Here is a 20,582-nt window from a genome sequence, read left to right as displayed (position 1 = left end):
AGTTTTGCTGCCCAACTTCATTATCTTACAAATTTAACACGAAAGATTGGGGCGTTATTTAAGGCACATATATTTATTTCACCTCATTTTGTTGATAGCCCTTTTCCTTTTCACAGGAGCTAACCAACAAGTTTTCGGCCAAAGTGAAACAGGCACTCAGGATTCCGCCAAAGTTGAGCAGGTTGCCGGGGACTCAATCGGCTCTGACCGTGAGGATAACAGTTTCCTTGAATCTAAAGTAGATTACAATGCTGAGGACTCCATGATTATTGACATGCAGCAACAAAAAGCATATCTCTACGGGAATGCTATTGTCACTTACGAGGAATTAAAACTGGAGGCTGATTACATTGAAATTGATTTCAACTCGAATCTCGTGATGGCTAAAGGTCTTCCTGATTCTACTGGAGAGGTTAAGGGCAAGCCGCTGTTCACAGAAAAAGGGCAACAATATGAAGCCGGCCAAATGACCTACAACTTCAAAACAAAAAAAGGGAAGATTAATGATGCTCTCACTCAACAGGGCGATGGCTACATTCATGGCCAGGACATCAAAAAAGAGAGTGACAATATTTTCTTTATCAAAAACGGTCGCTACACAACGTGTAACAAAGAGGATCCTCACTTTTACATATTAGCATCAAAGTTAAAAGTCATCAACAATGAAAAGATTGTGACGGGGCCGGCCAATATGTGGATTAGTGACATTCCCACTCCACTCGCCATTCCATTTGGTTTCTTTCCTAACAAAAGAGGTAGGCAAAGCGGGGTCATGATTCCGAGTTATGGCTTTTCACCTGAACGCGGTTACTTCCTTCAAAATGGCGGGCTGTACCTCGGAATCAATGATAATTTTGATGCATCTATACGTGGTGACATTTACTCTAATCTCTCGTGGTCAACCAATACACGAATCAATTATAAAAAGCGCTACAAAAGAAAAGGATCTTTAGATATTCAATACACCGATGCAAAAGATGGCGACCCCGAAACACCGGACTTCACCAGGAGAGAGAGCTTTTTTGTGAGTTGGAATCACTCGCAGGATCCAAAGGCGTTTCCCAATAGTAACTTTAGAGCAAAAGTGAACTTTGGTAGTACTGATTTCTATCAAAATACTTTTAATAGCGACATCAATAATATTGTGCAGAATGATTTCGCTTCAAATATTTCTTACACAAAAAACTTTGCTAACTCTCCATTCAACCTCACGGTTAATGGTAGCCATAGCCAAAACAACAGACAGGAAAGCATTACCGCAACACTACCTCAGGCTACACTAACAATGAGCCGGATTTTTCCATTTAAACGAAAGGTGCGTGTAGGAAGTGAAAAATGGTATGAGCGCATAGGCTTTTCCTACAGCACCGATATGAAAAACACGGTTACAACTTCAACGGCAAATTTCAACCTCCCCAACATTGAAGACAAAATGAGATACGGTGTTCGTCACAATATTCCTATTTCAACTTCCATTAAAGCCGGTCACTTAACCATTAGCCCTAACATCAATATTAATGAAGTATGGCAATTCCAATCAATCAGGAAACAGTACGATCCTGAGCTCGAAAATAATTTGAGACAAGATACACTTCAGGAGTTCAGGAGGTTTGGAAATTATTCTGCTTCAATGGGACTTGCTACCAAGCTTTACGGTATGTACAGTTTTGGTCAAAACAGCAAAGTTGAAGCTGTAAGGCACACATTCACTCCAAATGTGAGCCTGCAATTTACACCTGATTTCAGCAGCAGTGAAAGTGGCTATTTTGATGAATACCAGGTTGATTCTTTGGGCAACACCCAAGAATACTCAGTATTTGAAGGTGGAATTTATGGAGCGCCAAATCAGAACCAGAGAGCCGTTATCAATTTCGACTTGCAGAACAATGTTGAAATGAAATACAAATCTGAAAATGACAGTGGTGATGTAGAATTCAAAAAAGCTCCCATCCTGGAAATGTTGAGTGCAAACTGGAATTACAATCTCCTCAGCGACTCACTCAACTGGTCACCGGTTAACCTGCAATTGAGAACCACAATTGCTAAAATCATCAACATCCGTGGAGATTTAAGATTAGATCCTTACGCTCTCAACGAGAACGATCAGCGTATCAATGAATTTCAGTGGGACGAAAACCAAAGGCCTTTCCGCATCACACAAGCTTCAGCAAATGTTGGGTTCCAGTTTCAGAGCAGCAACGTAAAAAACCGATCAACTGATGAAGGAACAGAAGCTGAAAAAGAGGACGTGGAAAACAATCCGGATGCCTATGTCAACTTCAATATTCCGTGGCGTTTATCAGTGAATTACAATATTCAGGTTCGTAACACGGGTGGTAGAGTCAGTCAAATCAACAGTGTAAACTTCAACGGTGAAGTCAACCTCACTGAGAACTGGAGAATTTCATTCAGGAGTGGATACGATATCGAAAACAAACAGCTCAATATTACTTCCTTTGACGTTTACCGCGATCTTCACTGCTGGCAAATTCGTTTCAATATAATACCTTTTGGAACGCGTCAATCATACAATTTCAACATTGGTGTGAAAGCTCCTATGTTACAAGATTTAAAGCTACAACGTAAACGTAGTTGGTTCGATAATCAGTAAATTTACAGCATGAAATTTTCAATTATCGGTCAGATCCACATCCGTTTCCTCTTCATCCTTGGTTTATTTCTAACCAGTTGTGGAAATCAATCTGAAAAATCCTCTGCTGAGGAAATAGACTCAAGATCAGGCAAGCCAACTATTCAACACCAGGTCATCGAACGTAAGGTTGATAATTGCAACACTCAAAGTGACACCTGCACGTATGCCAGCATTAAGTATCCGGTTTTTTCCGGCTCTGACCGTGATAAAGAACTCAACGAATTCATCTTTGATTCAATCCTTAATGTGACTGATACGAGCGAATTACGTACTTCACTCGATTCATTTCTTTTACAATGGCGCAAGACCTATGAAATGATGAATGAAGCAATGCCCTGGGTTAAAGAAACTGCATTCATTGCATCTTTTGAAGATTCATTGCTCCACATAAAGCAGAGTCATTATTTATACAGCGGTGGCGCTCACGGAAATTACGGGGAATTTCACAGCTACTTTTCATGGCCAGATTTGAAACATTTAAGTTGGACAAATTTCATCGATAAAAATGAAAAAGAACTGATTGCTGAGCTCAAAAAGAACCACGCTAAAGCAATGAGTTCCAAAAGCTTTAATGAGCTGATTGATAAAGGATATATTTTTGAAGATTCGCTTTACGTCCACAATAATTTTGTAATTGAAAAAGACAGTATTTCCTTCCTTTACAATCCTTATGAAATAGCTCCTTATTCAGAGGGAATTGTAAAGATTACCGCTAAGAGATCGATCAAATGAATTTTATTCTTATCTTAGACTCGCTCAATTAACTAACCTCATTAACATGTGCATTTTAGTAGTAGATGATGATCCAATAGCTCGCCTTATCATTGAACAAAATTTGAAACTCGCTCAAATTGACAATGAAATCCTTTCTGCTGAAAACGGAAAAGAAGCATTGAACATCATAAAATCTTCAAAACCGAGTATTGTCTTATTAGACCTCAACATGCCCGTCATGAATGGTTTTGACCTGCTTGATTCAATGAATGAAAACGGCATTGATACAGATGTTTATATCATCACTTCCAGCACATTGCAAAACGACAGGACAAAGAGCTACAAGTATCAATCAGTTAAAGGATTTTTTGAAAAACCGATTAACAAGACAGATATCGATCTGGTTAAAAAATCACTTCAGTAATTTATACGTGTTCCTTTTTCTTTTCAAATGGCCTTATGATTAACCGTGCACCTTTATCGTATTTCACATAAGCGTAAGTCCAGTTTATCAACGTCACCATTTTGTTGCGAAAACCAACGAGGGCAATTAAGTGAATAAACATCCAAATAAACCAGGCTAAAGCTCCGCCAAGGCTCAGGTTATTCAGATCCACAACCGCTCTGTTTCTCCCTACAGTTGCCATCGAACCTAAATCTTTGTATTTGAATGGTTTCGTTTTCTTTCCTTTCTCGATTTTCAACAAATTCTTTGCGAGATGCTCACCTTGCTGAATTGCCGGTTGAGCAACCTGTGGATGTCCATTCGGGTACTGGTCAGTTTGCATTGCGGCCACATCGCCTAAAGCAAAAATGTTTTGATATCCTTCAATCCGGTTCACCTCATCCACTTTGTAGCGTCCGTTTTTGAGAAGGCTCTCCTCATTTATTCCATCAATAGGCCTTGCCTCAACACCTGCCGCCCAAATAAGCGTGTTGCTCTCGAGTTCGCCTTTAGATGTTTTGGCAACGTTTCCATCAAAATCTTTCACCATGGTGTTCAGCCAAACCTGCACACCTAATTCTTCGAGATAGTTTTCAGCTTTCTTAGCCGAGTATTTACTCATTCCGGCAAGCAGTGAATCTCCCGCTTCGAGTAGATGAATTTGCATGAGTCGCAAATCGAGATCAGGGTAATCGTTGGGAAGGACGTGAGATTTTAGCTCAGCTAATGCTCCGGCCAACTCTGTTCCTGTTGGTCCGCCACCTACAATCACGAAGTTCATCAGTTTTGTGCGCTCTTCGATGTCTTTTGTGAGTAGTGCTTTTTCAAAATTCTCGAGTATCAAGCTCCTCAGGTTGAGCGCCTCAGGAACAGATTTCATCGGCATGGCATGCTTTTTAATCTGCTCGTTCCCGAAAAAATTAGTGCCTGTACCGGTCGCTATAACAAGGTATTCGTAATGGATCGGACCAATACTGGTGTTTACAATTTGCTCATCAGTATTGACTTTCTCTACTTCAGCTACTCTAAAGTGAAAATGCTTTTTACTGCTAAAAATTTTTCGCAAAGGATAAGCGATACTATCAGGCTCTAATCCTGAAGTAGCAACCTGATAAAGAAGTGGTTGAAAAGTATGGTAATTGTGTTTATCGAGTAAAACGGTTTGGAAATTTTTATCTCTCAATTCTCTGGCAATAGCCATACCACCAAAACCTCCACCAATGATTACGACACGCGGGAGATTTTTAACCGGAATATTCATGAGACTACCTTTCTGATTTACTTTTTAATAACTCAATACGCAATGAATCTGCCTCTTTTTGAGCTTTGTACTTATCGAGAAGCAAATTTTGCCTGTGTTGGGCCTGCTTGAGGATCTCGTTGTTCAACACGTCAATTATCGTATTTTGATGGTACGAGAAAAAGGCAAAGGCCACAATGATCAGCGACATAAAAAGGATGAGAATATTTTTTCTATCGCTCAACATCCTTATTTAGCTTCTTTTGAAAGTTCTTCGAACAACTTCAACAACTTTGCTTTCATATCAGCGCGGAGGTTGTTGAAATATTCAGATTTTTCATGATTGTGCTTCCCTTCATTCACGCGGATGATCAATTCATCATACTCATTAACGGCCTTATCGATGATGGGTTCTAACTTTGAGCGCTTTTTAGGATGTTGCATGATAGCCTCATAGCACTCGTCTATGAAGTCTGCAAATTGAAAATTGATCTCTTTTTTTAAACCGCGAATGTTTGCCATGGCCTTGATATTGAAATAAAAATAATTTTGTTCAAATTTAGCAATTCAATTGTAGCGTTCATGCAAAATGAAGAAAACAACGATATTTTAGGAAAAGCTCTGATGGATTTTCTCCATAACAGGGAGCCTGAGGATGTTGAAGTGAGCAATGATCTCGACCATACTGACCCCTACCCGATCGACTATTTTTTCAGGGATTACAACAGCTTGCCCGATTTAGAGAAAACTGCGCTCAAATACTGTGAGGGAAAAGTACTCGACATTGGAGCCGGAGCCGGTGTTCATTCACTTATTTTGCAGGAGCAGGGCTTTGAGGTAAGAGCCATTGACCGATCTGAAAAAGCATTCAAAGTCATGCGCTACCTGGGTGTTGAAAAATGCCGACAAATGGATTTTTTCGATATCGAAGGAGAACGCTACGATACACTTCTGCTACTCATGAACGGAATTGGAATTGTTGGTAAAATCAACCGCCTCACTGAGTTTTTTGAAAAAGCGAAAAAAATGCTACACCCAGGTGGGCAAATCATCCTCGACTCCACTGATATTGAATACATGTACACTGAGCAAGATGAAAGTATCAGGATTGACAACAGCAAAGACTATTACGGAGAAATTGAGTACACGATGAAATACAAGGGTGAAACCGGGAAACCTTTCCCATGGCTTTTCATTGACTTTCGCACACTTTGTCAATACGCCAAAAAGAACGGCTTTACCTGTGACATTTTAGACACTGAAGGTAAAAACCACTACCTCGCCAAATTAATCTTTAGAGCTTAAATAAGGTTTAAAAGATTCCAGATCCTTACTCCGCTGCTTCAACACCTGCAAGTAAGACCTGGCTAAACGCGAATCGTAGTTTTCAACGCAGCGCTCAGCCCAGGTGATAGCCAAATCCAAATCTCCGGCCATTTCGCTCGCAAGCGCCATATTGTAACTCGCCTTCTCTGCAATTTTATCACGGTCAGAGCCGGCCAAATCAAACCAAAGGTCAGTAGCCTGCGGCCAGTCGCCTTTTATCGCTAAGTTTCCTGCTTCAACGAGCTTGTCATTTCCATATAAGTACATCGTTCGCTGCACATCTTTCCAATGCAAACTCACCATTTTGGCAATGTTGCTCCCAACAAACAGAGCCGTTTGTTCCAGCATTGAAGCTTCATCAGGCATATTAAAATGAACTTCCTGAAGTGACGCTCCCGATGCCATGCTCGTCAATTGATCACTCACCTGGCTTTGAGAGAGCACTTCTCCGTTTCGGTTGTAAACTCTAAAAAACACGGTCATACTAACCGTTTGTGAACCATCAAAATACGGAACCCGAACCGTACCGTATGAACGATCAACCGGTGCGCTGTATGTTACCTGTCCGTTTGCATCAATTGAAGCATCATAACCTTCAAGAACAAGAAGCAAATCAGCATCTATCTTATCGAAGATCGCTTCCAGAGCTTTACCGGGCAAGGGACCGCTTTTCATTCTGCTGAGCGGATTCACTTTGAAGGAATCTGCAATTTGAGGTGTGTAATAATTAACCTCTTTAAAAGCTTTACTTATTCCTACTAAAGTGTAATGTTGAATGTAATTGTTTTGAGCATTGATTTGCTCGATGAAAGTACCATTTCTGTAGAGCTCGGTAAGCGCGAACTCACTATCAATATTATTGAAGAGCGCCATTGGTTGTGGTGGCTCCACCAACCCCGTTTGGGGCGGGTGAAGCACCTCAATTTCCAATTTTGTTGTAGCGCAACTACCAAATAAAAAAAGACAAACCGCTAAACACGTAAAAAGCCTCATTTACGCAATCGATTTGTTTTCCATTTTGATACTGATGGATCATCATTTTCAGCGGTAACGGTAGATTTACGCCTGTTTTCAATAGCTGCTCGCGTCCCGAATATTGCCGCAACTTTTTCAATAGCCGGTTCTGACTGTTGCTCGAATTCTTCAGGATTCCAGTGCTCTTTCACAAAATGCGTATCAAAATTTCCTGAGCGGAAAGCTTTATGTTGAACAGCATATTTACAGAATTCCATTGTTGTGGTCACCCCTGAAATACGGTATTCATCAATAGCCCTCACAAGGCGATCAATTGCTTCATCGCGTGTTCTTGCGTGAACGCTCAACTTACTGATCATGGGATCGTAATAAATTGGAATTTCCATTCCTTCCACGAAACCATCATCAACTCGAATTCCGGGACCTTCAGGAGACCGGTAAGTCAGCAACTTTCCTATATCAGGCAAGAAGTTATTCATAGGGTCCTCAGCGTAAACACGAGCTTCCAAAGCGTGTCCGTGAATTGAGAGTTCATCCTGCTCAAAACTAACCTTTTCACCACGTGCAATGTTAATTTGCTCTCTCACGAGATCAACACCTGTTATCAATTCAGTGACAGGGTGTTCAACCTGCAAACGCGTATTCATTTCAAGGAAGTAGAAGTTATCGTTAGCATCGTAAAGAAACTCAACAGTTCCGGCACCCACATAATCACAAGACTTTGCCACATCGATTGCGCACTGCCCCATTTCTTCTCTTTTGGCATCGGTCAGAACCGCAGATGGTGCTTCCTCAATAACTTTTTGGTGCCTGCGTTGAATGCTACATTCGCGCTCAAATAAATGTCGATAATTTCCGTGTTTATCAGCCAAAACCTGAATTTCAATATGACGCGGACCTTTAACATATCGTTCGATGAAAACTGAGCCATCACCAAATGAACTTTCAGCCTCGCTGACAGCCATTTTTAATTGCGATTCAAATTCATTTTCGTCTTCCACGATACGCATTCCCTTTCCGCCACCTCCGGCAGAGGCTTTGATCAAAATAGGAAAGCCGATTTCACCGGCAATCTTTTTCGCTTCTTCAATATCATCTACAGCTTCGTCAGTCCCGGGAACGAGCGGAATATCATATTTCTTAACTGCTGCCTTGGCTGCTAATTTTGAGCCCATGACTTTCATTGCTTCGGCAGAAGGACCGATGAAAGTCAATCCGGCTTTTTCAACTGCATTGACAAACTCAGGATTTTCAGATAAAAACCCATAACCAGGATGTATTCCGTCAACATTTAATTCTTTGGCCAACTCGATAATCTCATCAATCTTCAAATAAGATTCATTTGATGGTGGCGGACCAATACAAACCGATTGATCAGCAAATTGCACAAAAGGCGCATTGCGATCGGCTTCTGAAAATATAGCCACCGTTTTAATTCCCATTTCTTTGCAAGTGCGCATTACACGCAAAGCAATCTCTCCTCTATTTGCTACGAGTATTTTATTCATCTATTCAAGTTTATTTTCGATGGTTTGAGTAGAATTCAACTTTACACATTAATAAGGCGCTAAAATACGAGTTCGATATTCAATTTGAAAACAACAATTAATTAAACTCTACAACGAGAAAGAATTTATTCATAACATTAGCTTAACATTACATTCATGATTTTAAAACCATTGAATAATGATTGATAATGATTTTGTAAATAATGTAGCACATTTGAATCTATTCAAAAAGGCCTTTAATTCGTTTTAGGGGTTAGATTGATTAATTTTCAGTGGTTTAGTTTGTTAGGTTAAGGGAGCTGTATCAGCTCCCTTTCTTTTTTAGACAAATTCTCAGTCAAAATATTCAACCAACAACATTATCATAAACCACTGAATAAAATAGTACCTTTGCCAGCCCATTTAGCGCGAGTAACCGATAACGAACATTCATGGGCTCAATCAAAAAAAACTTTACGTCTCAACTCGAACTTCCCCTGTTTGGATTCATTGCCAAAGCGGCTGAAGAAATAGGTCAACCGGCCTATGTGATTGGAGGCTGGGTTCGTGACCTGCTTCTCGAGAGACCGTCAAAAGATATTGATATTGTTACAGTAGGTAGTGGAATTGAACTCGCAAAAGCAGTAGCCAAAAAAAGCAAAAGATTCACTGAAGTTTCTCAATTCAAAAACTTTGGTACGGCCATGATCAAATTTGATGATTACGAGGTTGAATTTGTTGGTGCTAGAAGAGAGTCGTACAGCAGAAACTCGCGCAAGCCTGTCGTTGAAGATGGAACCTTACAGGACGATCAAAACAGGCGTGACTTCACCATAAACGCCCTGAGCATTGGGCTCAATCAAGACGATTGGGGAAAGATCTATGACCCTTTTGAAGGTCTAAAAGATCTCGAGAACAAAACTATCAGAACACCACTCGCTCCTGGCAAAACCTATTCTGATGACCCGCTACGTATGATGCGAGCCATCAGATTTGCTTCTCAACTCAACTTTAAAATCGATACTGATTCTTATGAGGCGATTGCCAAAAACAAGAATCGTATAAAGATCATTAGTAAAGAACGCATTTCAACTGAACTCAATAAAATATTAATGAGCGATCAACCATCTGTTGGATTGGAACTTTTGTACAAAACAGGTCTGCTGGAAATCTTTTTTCCTGAGCTTGTCGCATTATCGGGAGTTGAGGAAATTGACGGACAAACACACAAAGAAAACTTCTACCACACTTTAGAGGTTGTCGACAACATTTCTCGTGAAACTGATAATCTGTGGTTGCGATACGCGGCTCTTTTGCACGACATCGGTAAGCCGGTTACTAAACGCTTTGACAAGAACATCGGGTGGACATTCCACGGTCACGAATTTGTGGGATCGAAAATGGTTCCAAAGATTTTCAAACGACTCAAGTTACCGCTCGATGATAAAATGAAGTACGTAAAAAAACTCGTGGCCTTATCTTCAAGACCCATCGTTTTAGCGACTGAAAAAGCGACCGACTCTGGCGTGAGGCGCTTACTTTACGATGCCGGGAACGATGTGGAAGACTTGATGACACTGTGCGAAGCTGATGTTACCACAAAAAGTGAAAAACGAAAAAAACGCTACCTCAACAACTTCAAAGTAGTGCGAAAGAAACTCAAAGAAGTTGAAGAAAAGGATCATGTTCGCAATTTCCAGCCACCGATTGACGGAAAAGAAATTATCAAACGGTATAACTTGCAACCCGGTAAAGAAATCGGGAAGTTGAAAAATGCTGTGAAAGAGGCTATACTTGATGGTCAAATCCAAAATGATTACGACCAGGCAATCGAATTCCTCGATCAGCAAGCTATGGAAATGGGGCTTTTAGCGGGCTCTGACCGAAAAAATTAAAAACGATATTTGAGCACTTAATTCATACAAAATGGAAATAAATCATTCACTCCTGGCAATTTCACCTATTGATGGACGCTACGCTGGTAAAACGAAACAACTCGCTGATTACTTCTCAGAATACGCGCTTTTCAAATACCGTGTTTGGGTTGAAGTGGAGTATTTTATCGCACTGTGCGAATTGCCTTTGCCGCAATTGAAGAACTTTCCAAAAGATCAATATGAAACGCTGAGAAATCTTTACAGGAATTTTAGTCCGCAGGATGCTCAAAAGATCAAAGACCACGAGGCTATCACTAATCACGATGTAAAAGCAACAGAATATTTCATCAAAGATGTGATGGAAAAAGAAGGATTAGGTGATTTCCTGGAGTTTGTTCATTTTGGACTCACATCACAGGACATCAACAACACTGCTGTCCCGATGAGCTTGATGCACGCTTTGCAGGAAGAAACGATTCCGCAATTTGAACAACTCATCAAGCAAGTTGACGAGTTAGCTGCTAAATGGAAAGAAATACCAATGCTGGCTCGTACACATGGTCAGCCGGCATCACCAACCAACCTTGGCAAAGAGCTACAGGTATTTAGCGAGCGACTTACCATTCAACTCAACCAACTGAAAAATATTCCTTTTTCAGCTAAATTTGGCGGAGCTACTGGTAACTTCAATGCTCATCAGGTGGCTTATCCAGAAACTGACTGGGTTGCTTTTGCAAACAATTTCGTGAATGAATCGCTCGGCTTGAGCAGAAGCCAAACAACAACCCAAATTGAACACTATGATAATTTGGCCGCTACTTTTGATGCGCTTAAAAGATTGAACAACATCGTGCTCGATCTCGACAGAGATGTTTGGACTTACATCTCGATGGACTACTTCAAGCAAAAGATCAAAAAAGGCGAAGTTGGATCCAGTGCGATGCCACATAAAGTAAACCCAATAGACTTTGAAAACAGCGAAGGAAACATAGGTATTGCAAATGCTGTTTATGAGCATTTAGCTGCAAAACTTCCTGTTTCGCGCTTGCAACGAGATCTTACCGATTCTACTGTTCTACGCAATGTTGGTGTTCCGGTTGCTCATACAGCTATCGCACTCAAGGCTACTGCAAAAGGGCTGAGTAAGCTCGTGATCAACGAAGAAAAAATCGCAGCAGATCTGGAACAAAACTGGGCAGTTGTGGCCGAAGCAATTCAAACGATACTGAGAAGAGAGCAATTCCCAAAACCGTATGAGGCGCTCAAGGATCTGACCAGGAAAAACAGCGTCATTACAAGTGAGAGTATTCGCGAGTTTATTGACACGCTCGATGTAACAAATGATGTAAAGGAAGAGCTCAAGTCTATCACTCCTCAAAACTACACAGGTATAAACCTTGTGAAAGGATAATAAAACTTTCGTTTTTAGCTCTTAAAGCGCTCAAATTCGGCAACGAAAGAGCATATACCAATAATATTTTCAGGAAATAGAATTTCGATCTATCAAAAATTTTAAATGAAAATAGGGTGAATTGTGAATTAATACAAACTCATCCTTTAAATTAGGCCTCAAAACCACAATGAGCTAACCGATGGTTAAGTTACTAAACTGGGGGAAGTATTTACTGACCATTGTTATTTTCTGTTTCGTTTGTTACTCGACAGGGCTTGGTCAGAACCAGGACTATTACATAAAATACTGGAATAGCCTCAACGGCCTGCCTCAAAATAGCGTAAACGATATCACGCAGGATTCTGTAGGGAACATTTGGATGGCCACCTACAATGGAATCGTAAGGTTTGATGGTGTAAATTTCACAACTTATAATTCTAAAACTTATCCAAATTTAAAGTGTAATCGCTTTGAATCTATCGTAAACGGTAAGGGGAATGACATCTACGCATTTTCAAGTGTTGGTTGTTTGATTAAAATAATAAACTACGATTCAATAATCAATACCCCTGTTGAAGTAAACTCAGTTAATACAAACACAATTAGTTTCACGAAAGAATACGGACTTATTTTCAATGAGTTTGAAAAATTGAGGTCTTTTAAAGATGGACAAAAGAAGACTCTCGTCAATTTAAATGATGACAGACGAATACTGGGAGCTACAATTACTCAACAAAACAAGTTTTATCTGGCTACTGAAAAACAGCTTTATGTTATTGATAAAGAAAAAAGAGCAATTGAATTTAACCAACAAAAAATAATTGCGCTTGATGTTATCTCTCGAAATGATACTGTTTTTGTTAATACAGCACTAGATATCTTGCTAATAAAAGATGACAAAGTCATAAAAAAAATACCAAATAAAACAGATGCTAGCGTTTCAAATGAACTGATGCTAGATGGTAATCATCTCTGGCAAACAACATCAAAGGGCCTCAGGAAAATAAACTTAAAAAACGGCTCAATCCGCACAATTACTAATAGTGATGGACTAAGTGACAATATTGTACGTTCAGTTTATAAAGACAAAGAGGGGAATATATGGGTAGGATCCATTATCAATGGGGTAAACAAACTCACTCCTACTTTTTTTAAAACTTACAATACTGAAAACGGACTTTTAGGCAAAATCGTCAACCCTGTTTTTTATGACAGTGTAAACGAAAACATATACCTTGGAGGAAGATGCACTGGGTATGATCTCATTAAAAAGGATGGTACAATCGAAAACATATCATGTCTTCACAACGATGGATATGGTCATCAATACGACTGTATATTTGCAATATTTATAGATAGCAGACGAAACAAGTGGTTTGGGCTAGCTACAGAAGGAGCCATAAAAGTTAATAATGATGGATCAAAAGAGTATTTTTTCGAAAAGCTGGAAGGTAGAATTGTTAAAGCAATTACCGAAATTGACAGCTCAGTTTACCTCGGCACATCTCACGGATTGCTAAAATACCATGAAGATGACGGATCTCTTGAGCAAATTGCTCCTTACAACAACGAACTCATAAACTCCACCGTAACAGCTATTCATCAGGATAAGAAAGGAAATATCGTTGTTAGTACGACAAATAAAGGGGTTTTCATTATTAAAAAGAACAAAAACATCGAAAGATTAACCACCAATAATGCTCTCCAGGTCAACCACACCAGAGATGTATTCATCGATGAACAAAACAACTACTTAATTGGTACTTACGGTGGCGGAATTGTTTTTCACAACGATTCAATTACTAAAAACATCACCATAAAAGACGGGCTTTTTAACGAGGTAGCTTCTACTATAATATTGCACAAAGGCCGATTTTGGATCACTTGTAACCTGGGGCTTTACAGTATAGACAAAAAGGAGCTATACGATTTCATCTACAATAAAACGGACCGCATTCACTGCTCTTATTTTGGTCACTCAGCCGGACTTGAATCAATCGAGTTCAATGGTGGTTTTCAACAAAGCGGAACCATAGACAACAAGGGAAATCTACTATTCCCTACTTTCAACGGACTGGTTAAATTCAACCCTGACGATATCCCTATTTTGCCAATGCCCAAAGTTTTGATCGATGATATCATTGTAGATGGCAATAAAATTAAAAACTCAGGTAAACCACTCAATTTGAGTAATGATTTTTACCGCTTTCAGGTACAACTATCATCCCCATCTTTTTCATTTCAAAAAAACAGAATAGTCGAATATAAGGTTGAAGGCTACGATGATGTTTGGCTACCCGTTCCTGATGATTTCAAATTATCTTTCACCTCATTCCCTCCCGGTGATTACACACTATTAGTCAGAACCAGACACCTTTTCGCCAAAAATGTAGAGCCCAATAAAACTCAACTTTCTTTTTCCGTTCAGGCTCCCTGGTGGCAACAGGCAGACTACATATTGATACTACTCCTCGTTGTAATTGGAATTTCGGTTCTTATCGTGATTATCCTCAGGAAGAACAGCAAGAACAGAGAGCGCTACATGCAGGAAAAAATCAATCAACAAACTGAGGAATTACAATCGAGTAGAGCAAACTTACAAGCCGTCATCGAAAACACTGACCAGCTCATTTGGTGTGTCGATAATGACTTTAAACTTCTCGTTGCTAATGAAAACTACCTCAATGTTCACTTCAAAAAATACCAAAAGAGACTCAAGCAGGGTGAGAATATCTTTAAATACAGTAACGAGGAAATACACAACTTTTGGAAACCTTATTTTGAACAAGCCCTACAGGGAAAACCTGTAAGAGCTGAAGTAGAATCAAAATCGAAGAAGCGCTTTAGGATTAATGAAGTCTCATATTATCCCATTTTAAAAGATGGAAAAGTGACTGGCATTGTAGGTTTTACAAAAGATATTACGAAAAATAAACTGCGCGAGCGAGAGCTTAGAGAAGCAAGAGATATGGCTGAGAAAGCGGCACAGTCAAAGAGTGAGTTTTTAGCTACCATGAGTCATGAAATTCGTACTCCCATGAATGCCGTCATCGGGATGACCAGCTTGTTGAAAAATACTCCAGTAAATAATGAACAACAGGAGTACATTGAAAATATTAGAATTAGCGGTCAAACACTTTTGACTATCATCAATGATATACTGGATTACTCCAAAGCTGAAAGTGGCAATATGGAGCTTGAAGAGCAAGATTTTAGAATTGACAAGTGTGTTCGTGATGCCATCGGACTGGTACAAAGCCATGCTAAACAAAAAAATGTAAAGCTAGAATACCACATTAATCAGCGTGTTCCTCTTTATGCTAATGGTGATGAAACTAAACTGAGACAAGTACTTCTCAACTTGCTGAGTAATGCTGTTAAATTTACACGAGATGGAAGAGTAACAGTTGATATTAAACTGGTAAGTGATAAAAACCATAAGGCAATTCTCAACTTTGCTGTTAAGGATACAGGAATTGGAATTAAGCCTGATAAAGTCAACCAGCTCTTCCAGCCATTTAAGCAAGTTGATGCGAGCACGACAAGGAGGTTTGGAGGAACGGGACTTGGACTAGCCATCAGCAAGAAGCTTGTTGAATTAATGAACGGTGAAATTTGGGTTAGCAGCATTTTTGAAGAAGGCTCTACATTCCAGTTTAACATTGAGCTACAGAAAGTCAATAAAACTCAAATCCAAAACAACCACTTTAGTTTATTTTCAAGCATCTATGTTCAACTAAAAGACAAGAGCGCCCAGGATAAAATTTTGGACGCTTTAGACTCTTTACAACTCAGCTATGAAAAGATTGATGATCTCAAAAATGCAGTCAATCCATCACGTAATGGGCTTCTCATTACTGATGACGAGACCTACGCAACTACATTTCTGGATCTGACCAATGATATCACTTACCTTATTCTATATAACTCAAGTGGTGATACTATAAAACGAGAGTATGAGTCAAAGGCTGTTTTAACACATCTTGAAGAAATTTCAGCCACTTCAATTGATAAAGCGTTTACCGCGTTGCATCAAAAAGCAAAACCAGTTCAACAGGAAACAGACCTTCTCGCTGAGGTGTACCCACTTAAAATTCTCGTTGCTGAAGACAATCTTGTGAACCAAAAACTCATCAATATGATTTTGGGTAAACTCGGCTATGATTGTGATTTGGCAGCAAATGGAATTGAAGTTATTCAGGCACTCGATAGAATCAATTACGATCTTATTTACATGGATTGCCAAATGCCTGAGCTCGATGGCTATGAAACCACCACAAAAATTAGAGACGAAAACGATCACCAACCAATAATTGTTGCTATGACTGCAAATGCAATGAAAGGTGATAAAGAAAAATGCCTAAATGTTGGAATGGATGATTACCTCCCAAAACCGATTGATATGGAACTGGTAAAAACCAATATCAATAAGTGGGGAAGCAGAATTATAAATGGAGAAGAATGAAAAAAGTACTTATTGGATTAGCTGCTCTGTCATTACTTAGTTGCCAAAACAACGACACCGTAAATTGTTCAAAGTTCAAAACCGGTGAGTTTTCATTTAGTGAAAAAAGCAAGGTACGCATTCTAAGAACCGAAACAACTCAAAAGGAATACAGCCAAAAATCAGGCGAAGATTTCATCGATGAATATTCCATCAACTGGATCGATAGCTGCACTTACAGCGCAAAGTTGGTCAAAACAAATCATCCTGAAGGAACGTCAATGAGCATTGGCGACAGCATGGTTGTTACCATCTTGCGCTCAAAAGACAACAAGTACGAATGGCAGGGAATGGTCAATGGTGAAATGAAAAAAGGAGTCATGATAAAACTCGAAGAATAACGGTCAGAGCCCTCATTAATCAAAGTCCCGTTTTCTACTCATTGATTTCATTTTGCATGATGATCATCCCATCAGCCAGCCCGATTTTGGGAACGTGCATAATACTGCTATCGCTCCATTTCATAGCGTTGAAATAAATATCACTTGCCGGTACAATCACATCTGCCCTATCAGGGTTTAACCTGAGATTTTGCATTCTTTCCTCATAACTCATTTTACTGAGCGACTGGCGGGTGATTTTTAACTCGTGATACAGGAGTGGCCTCGGGTATTTTTTATCAGTGAGCTTGTATATTTTGTTGATATTCCCACCGGATCCGATCATTTCAACATGATTCAAATGACTGGTTTTTTCCTTGATCCAGGATTTCATTTCTTTCCAGTCTGCATCAGAGGAAAGACCGTTTAATAAGCGTAATGTACCAAGGTTAAAAGATTTAGCATCGTAAATTTCACTGTTCGATAAAATACTGATTTCAGTACTTCCGCCACCAACATCTACATAAACGTAGTTTGAATCTTCATCAATATTTTCTCTGAAGTGACCATTAAAGATAATTTCTGCCTCGCGTTTACCATCTATGATCTCAATGTCGATCCCCGTTTCCTCTCTCACTCTTTCAGCAATTGAAGAACCATTTGTCGCTTCTCGCATTGCTGATGTTGCACAAGCTTTAAATGACTCCACATTGTGAACTTTCATCAGATAAGAGTACGCTTTCATTCCATCGAGGAATCGTTCCTGAGTTTCTTTACTGATATTTCCTTCCACAAAGGCCTCTTTCCCCATCCTGATGGGAAGCCTGATTAAAGCAACCTTTTTGTAGTTGTGGTCTTTGGGGTTTCCTATTACACTGCAAATTAAAAGTCTAATCGCATTTGAACCGATGTCAATTGCCGCCAATTTCTTGTATATCAACTATCTACCCTCCTTAAGCTTACCTTTGTAGTATTTGTACAACTCGAATTGTGACCGAATTGGTTTGTCCTTTTCTTCTCGCTTTCGCAATTTGTTTTTCAACGTTCCGTCAAGTATGCGTGCTTTCACATTATCATTCCACTGTATATCAATGAAATCGTTTACTTCCTTTCTAATTTCACTATCGTAAATAGGACATGTTACTTCCACCCTACCATCTAAATTTCGGCCCATCCAATCGGCAGATGAAATAAATATTTTTTCATCACCTCCATTGGCGAAGATAAAAACTCGAGAATGTTCCAGAAAACGATCAAGAATACTAATGGCTTCAATATTTTCACTATAACCTTTTCTGCCCGCGACAAGCGAACAAATTCCTCTCACGTTTAGTCTAATTTTAACTCCTGCTTCACTGGCCTCGTACAGTTTGTGAATGAGCTCAGGATCAACCAGACTATTCATCTTCAAAGTGATGTAAGCCTCTTTTTCCTTTTTAGCATTCTTGATTTCTATATCGATCAGATCCCGGAGTTTACCCCGCAAGGTCATCGGTGATGGTACGATGTGTTTTAGGTTCTGAATATTACTTTCCTCCCCTTCAAGAAAGTTGAAAACCTCATCGATTTCACGAGTGATTTTTTGCTTCGAGGTGAACAGCGCAAGATCACTGTATAGCTCGGCCGTATTCTCGTTGTAATTTCCTGTCCCGATGCTCGAATAGAAGCGCGTTCCCTTCTCAGACTCGCGCTCGATCAAGCACAGCTTACTGTGAATTTTGAGTCCGGGCATTCCAAACAACACTTTTACTCCCTCGTCTCTCAATACTCCAGACCACTTGATGTTTGCTTCTTCATCAAAACGAGCCTGAAGCTCCAATATTACCGTTACTCTTTTACCGTTCTTTGCCGCGTTGATCAATGCATTGACCACTTTTGATCGTTTTGCCAACCGGTAAACCGTGATTTTGATAGAGCGTACCTTAGGATCGATTGCGGCTTCTCTCAACAGGGAAATAAAATAATTGAATGTTTGATACGGATAATGAAGCAAAACATCCTTCTTTCTTATCACATCTAATATGCTTTGATAAGGCTGAAGATCTTTGTGAAGTAGAGGCTTAACATCATCGTATTGTAGTTGTCCGCTATCAAAATGCGGAAACTTCATGAAGTCTTTAAAATTGTGGTATCGGCCCCCGGGAATAATGTTATCGTTTTTATCAAGGTCCAAACTGTTCATCAGATATGATAAAAGATCTTTAGGCATGTTTCGGTCATAAATGAACCTAACAGCCTCAGCTTTTTTACGCTTTTTGAGACTCTTTTTCATTTTTTCCAAAAAGCTCTTTGACACATCGCTGTCTAAATCGAGTTCAGCATCACGCGTAATTTTAATCGTGTAAGCTTCAATGACATCATAGTTTAGGATTGCGTAAATCTCTCGCAAGCAGTAGCGAATAATATCATCTAAAATAATAATGTAGCGCTTATTACTGATGCTTGGAATCACTAAGAACCGCGGCAAAACTGAAGATGGAACTTCTAAAATCGAGTACTGAACATCTTTTTTATCAGAGCTCTTTGAGAGTTTAATAGCGAGGTAGATTGAAGCATCTCGAAGAGTTGGAAAACGATTTGTATCATCGAGCATAATGGGAACCAAAGCGGGATAAACATGCTGGTGAAAGTATTCTTTTACGTAAGCTCCCTGATCTTCTGAAAGCTGTTCCTCATTCACGAGGTTAATTCCCTCTTCTTTTAACTCATTGATGATATCGCTGTAAATTCGTTGGAAATCTTTTTGCTGGGAAAGGACTGTATCCTGGATTTTTGCTAGCAGCTCTTTTGGGTTTTCCATGATAATTTCCTTCAGGTACTTTTTTAACGTTACCATTCTTTTGACGGTAGCTACACGTACCCTGAAGAACTCATCGAGATTATTAGAGAAAATACCGAGAAATCTCACTCTCTCCAACAATGGATTTGAGGGATCTTCAGCCTCTTGCAAAACACGCGCATTAAATGCCAACCAACTTATTTCTCTATTGATAATGTGGATTTCATCATCTACTTTATTCCGTTGAATGTATTCTAAAACTTCAAGCATAACGGCTATTTCAATTCTTTGGGTTTGATGAATAACTTGAGCTGATTTTTAGCTTTTCCTATATCCTGCCAATTATCGGCCTCAACTTCAATTGCAACTACAGCACAAGTAGGAATCTTTTCTACTGAATTGTGTAATAACATATTGTAAAGATTGGTGAGAGCCGGGTCATGGCCAAAAAGCATAATACTCGATGCATTGTTGCGCTGGTTGGAAATCACTTCGAGGTAGTATTCTGCTGAAGAAGCGTACAGCTCATCCTGTAGGGCTATGTGCTGCAACGAGTAATCCAGTTGTCTCGCAATTATGACAGCGGTGTGGAAGGCTCTGACCGCGACACTGCTGATCATTAAATCAGGGCAAATTTTATCATTCTTCAAGTGCTCACCTATTAAATAAGCATCCTGCACGCCTCGTCTTTTGAGTGATCTGTCAATGTCGTTCAAGTCAGTGTCTTTCCAACTGGACTTACCATGTCTAATAAGGTAAATGGTTTTCATAGCTCAAATTCATAGCATTCATTAATTGAAACAAAAGTGTTACGGCAAGTTGGCCTGAGTTCTATTAAATCGTTACGTTAAAATTAAATTACCCACTTC

The 20,582-nt window shown here is 39.6% G+C and carries 16 protein-coding genes; 8 read left to right on the top strand and 8 right to left on the bottom strand.

What is annotated here, in order from left to right:
• Positions 1-88 precede the first annotated feature (88 nt).
• From RI557_RS02990 to RI557_RS02980, 3 genes are read left to right on the top strand one after another with little or no spacing between them, the layout of a single operon-like run.
• A complete protein-coding gene (locus tag RI557_RS02990; RefSeq protein ID WP_310666886.1) occupies positions 89-2,611 on the top strand; it encodes a putative LPS assembly protein LptD in 2,523 nt (840 codons plus the stop codon).
• Between the two features lie 9 nt (positions 2,612-2,620).
• Positions 2,621-3,385 (top strand): DUF3298 domain-containing protein, encoded by a 765-nt coding sequence (locus tag RI557_RS02985; protein ID WP_310682017.1) that lies wholly within the window; start codon positions 2,621-2,623, stop codon positions 3,383-3,385.
• Positions 3,386-3,431: 46 nt separating this feature from the next.
• Positions 3,432-3,791, top strand: coding sequence for a response regulator (locus tag RI557_RS02980; protein WP_310666884.1), 360 nt, complete (start codon positions 3,432-3,434; stop codon positions 3,789-3,791).
• Between the two features lies 1 nt (position 3,792).
• Here RI557_RS02980 and RI557_RS02975 read toward each other — a convergent pair whose 3' ends face one another.
• Genes RI557_RS02975 through RI557_RS02965 form a run of 3 tightly spaced genes read right to left on the bottom strand, consistent with a single transcriptional unit; the run spans position 3,793 to position 5,574 of the window.
• Entirely contained in the window at positions 3,793-5,073 is a 1,281-nt protein-coding gene (locus tag RI557_RS02975) for an NAD(P)/FAD-dependent oxidoreductase (RefSeq protein WP_310666883.1), read from the bottom strand.
• A 4-nt stretch (positions 5,074-5,077) separates the two neighbouring features.
• Entirely contained in the window at positions 5,078-5,299 is a 222-nt protein-coding gene (locus RI557_RS02970) for a hypothetical protein (protein ID WP_151166133.1), read from the bottom strand.
• Between the two features lie 2 nt (positions 5,300-5,301).
• Complete coding sequence (locus RI557_RS02965) at positions 5,302-5,574, bottom strand: hypothetical protein (RefSeq protein ID WP_310666882.1); 273 nt, start codon at positions 5,572-5,574, stop codon at positions 5,302-5,304.
• Positions 5,575-5,634: 60 nt separating this feature from the next.
• Between RI557_RS02965 and RI557_RS02960 the strand changes: the two genes are divergently transcribed.
• Positions 5,635-6,357: a class I SAM-dependent methyltransferase gene (locus RI557_RS02960; RefSeq protein WP_310666881.1), complete on the top strand. Its 723-nt coding sequence runs from the start codon at positions 5,635-5,637 to the stop codon at positions 6,355-6,357.
• Here RI557_RS02960 and RI557_RS02955 read toward each other — a convergent pair.
• On the bottom strand, positions 6,340-7,269 hold the full coding sequence (locus tag RI557_RS02955) for a DUF6340 family protein (protein ID WP_310682014.1): 930 nt from the start codon (positions 7,267-7,269) through the stop codon (positions 6,340-6,342). The genes RI557_RS02960 and RI557_RS02955 overlap by 18 nt on opposite strands.
• Before the next feature lie 98 nt (positions 7,270-7,367).
• Positions 7,368-8,861, bottom strand: coding sequence for an acetyl-CoA carboxylase biotin carboxylase subunit (accC, locus tag RI557_RS02950; protein WP_310666879.1), 1,494 nt, complete (start codon positions 8,859-8,861; stop codon positions 7,368-7,370).
• A gap of 431 nt (positions 8,862-9,292) precedes the next feature.
• On the opposite strand from accC, the gene RI557_RS02945 reads away from it, so the two are divergent.
• The 4 genes from RI557_RS02945 to RI557_RS02930 all read left to right on the top strand — a co-directional run bounded on the left by RI557_RS02945 (position 9,293) and on the right by RI557_RS02930 (position 16,955).
• Positions 9,293-10,735, top strand: a complete 1,443-nt coding sequence (locus RI557_RS02945) for an HD domain-containing protein (RefSeq protein ID WP_310682012.1) — start codon at positions 9,293-9,295, stop codon at positions 10,733-10,735.
• A gap of 31 nt (positions 10,736-10,766) precedes the next feature.
• On the top strand, positions 10,767-12,128 hold the full coding sequence (purB, locus tag RI557_RS02940) for an adenylosuccinate lyase (protein ID WP_310682009.1): 1,362 nt from the start codon (positions 10,767-10,769) through the stop codon (positions 12,126-12,128).
• Between the two features lie 181 nt (positions 12,129-12,309).
• The gene (locus RI557_RS02935) at positions 12,310-16,575 is read left to right on the top strand and encodes an ATP-binding protein (RefSeq protein WP_310682007.1); all 4,266 of its coding nucleotides are present in this window, start codon (positions 12,310-12,312) and stop codon (positions 16,573-16,575) included.
• Entirely contained in the window at positions 16,572-16,955 is a 384-nt protein-coding gene (locus RI557_RS02930; RefSeq protein WP_310682003.1) for a hypothetical protein, read from the top strand. The genes RI557_RS02935 and RI557_RS02930 overlap by 4 nt, the downstream gene beginning before the upstream one ends.
• Positions 16,956-16,989: 34 nt before the next feature.
• Here the strand turns inward: RI557_RS02930 and RI557_RS02925 are convergent, their stop codons facing one another.
• Genes RI557_RS02925 through RI557_RS02915 form a run of 3 tightly spaced genes read right to left on the bottom strand, consistent with a single transcriptional unit; the run spans position 16,990 to position 20,483 of the window.
• Complete coding sequence (locus RI557_RS02925; RefSeq protein WP_310682001.1) at positions 16,990-17,859, bottom strand: exopolyphosphatase; 870 nt, start codon at positions 17,857-17,859, stop codon at positions 16,990-16,992.
• A 15-nt stretch (positions 17,860-17,874) separates the two neighbouring features.
• Entirely contained in the window at positions 17,875-19,983 is a 2,109-nt protein-coding gene (ppk1, locus tag RI557_RS02920; protein WP_310681998.1) for a polyphosphate kinase 1, read from the bottom strand.
• A 5-nt stretch (positions 19,984-19,988) separates the two neighbouring features.
• Entirely contained in the window at positions 19,989-20,483 is a 495-nt protein-coding gene (locus tag RI557_RS02915) for a histidine phosphatase family protein (protein WP_310666871.1), read from the bottom strand.
• Between the last annotated feature and the right edge of the window lie 99 nt (positions 20,484-20,582).

Origin of the sequence: Salibacter sp., from assembly GCF_031581065.1 — a bacterium.
GTDB lineage: Bacteria > Bacteroidota > Bacteroidia > Flavobacteriales_G > Salibacteraceae > Salibacter.
This window is presented reverse-complemented; position numbering and strand designations above follow the sequence as displayed.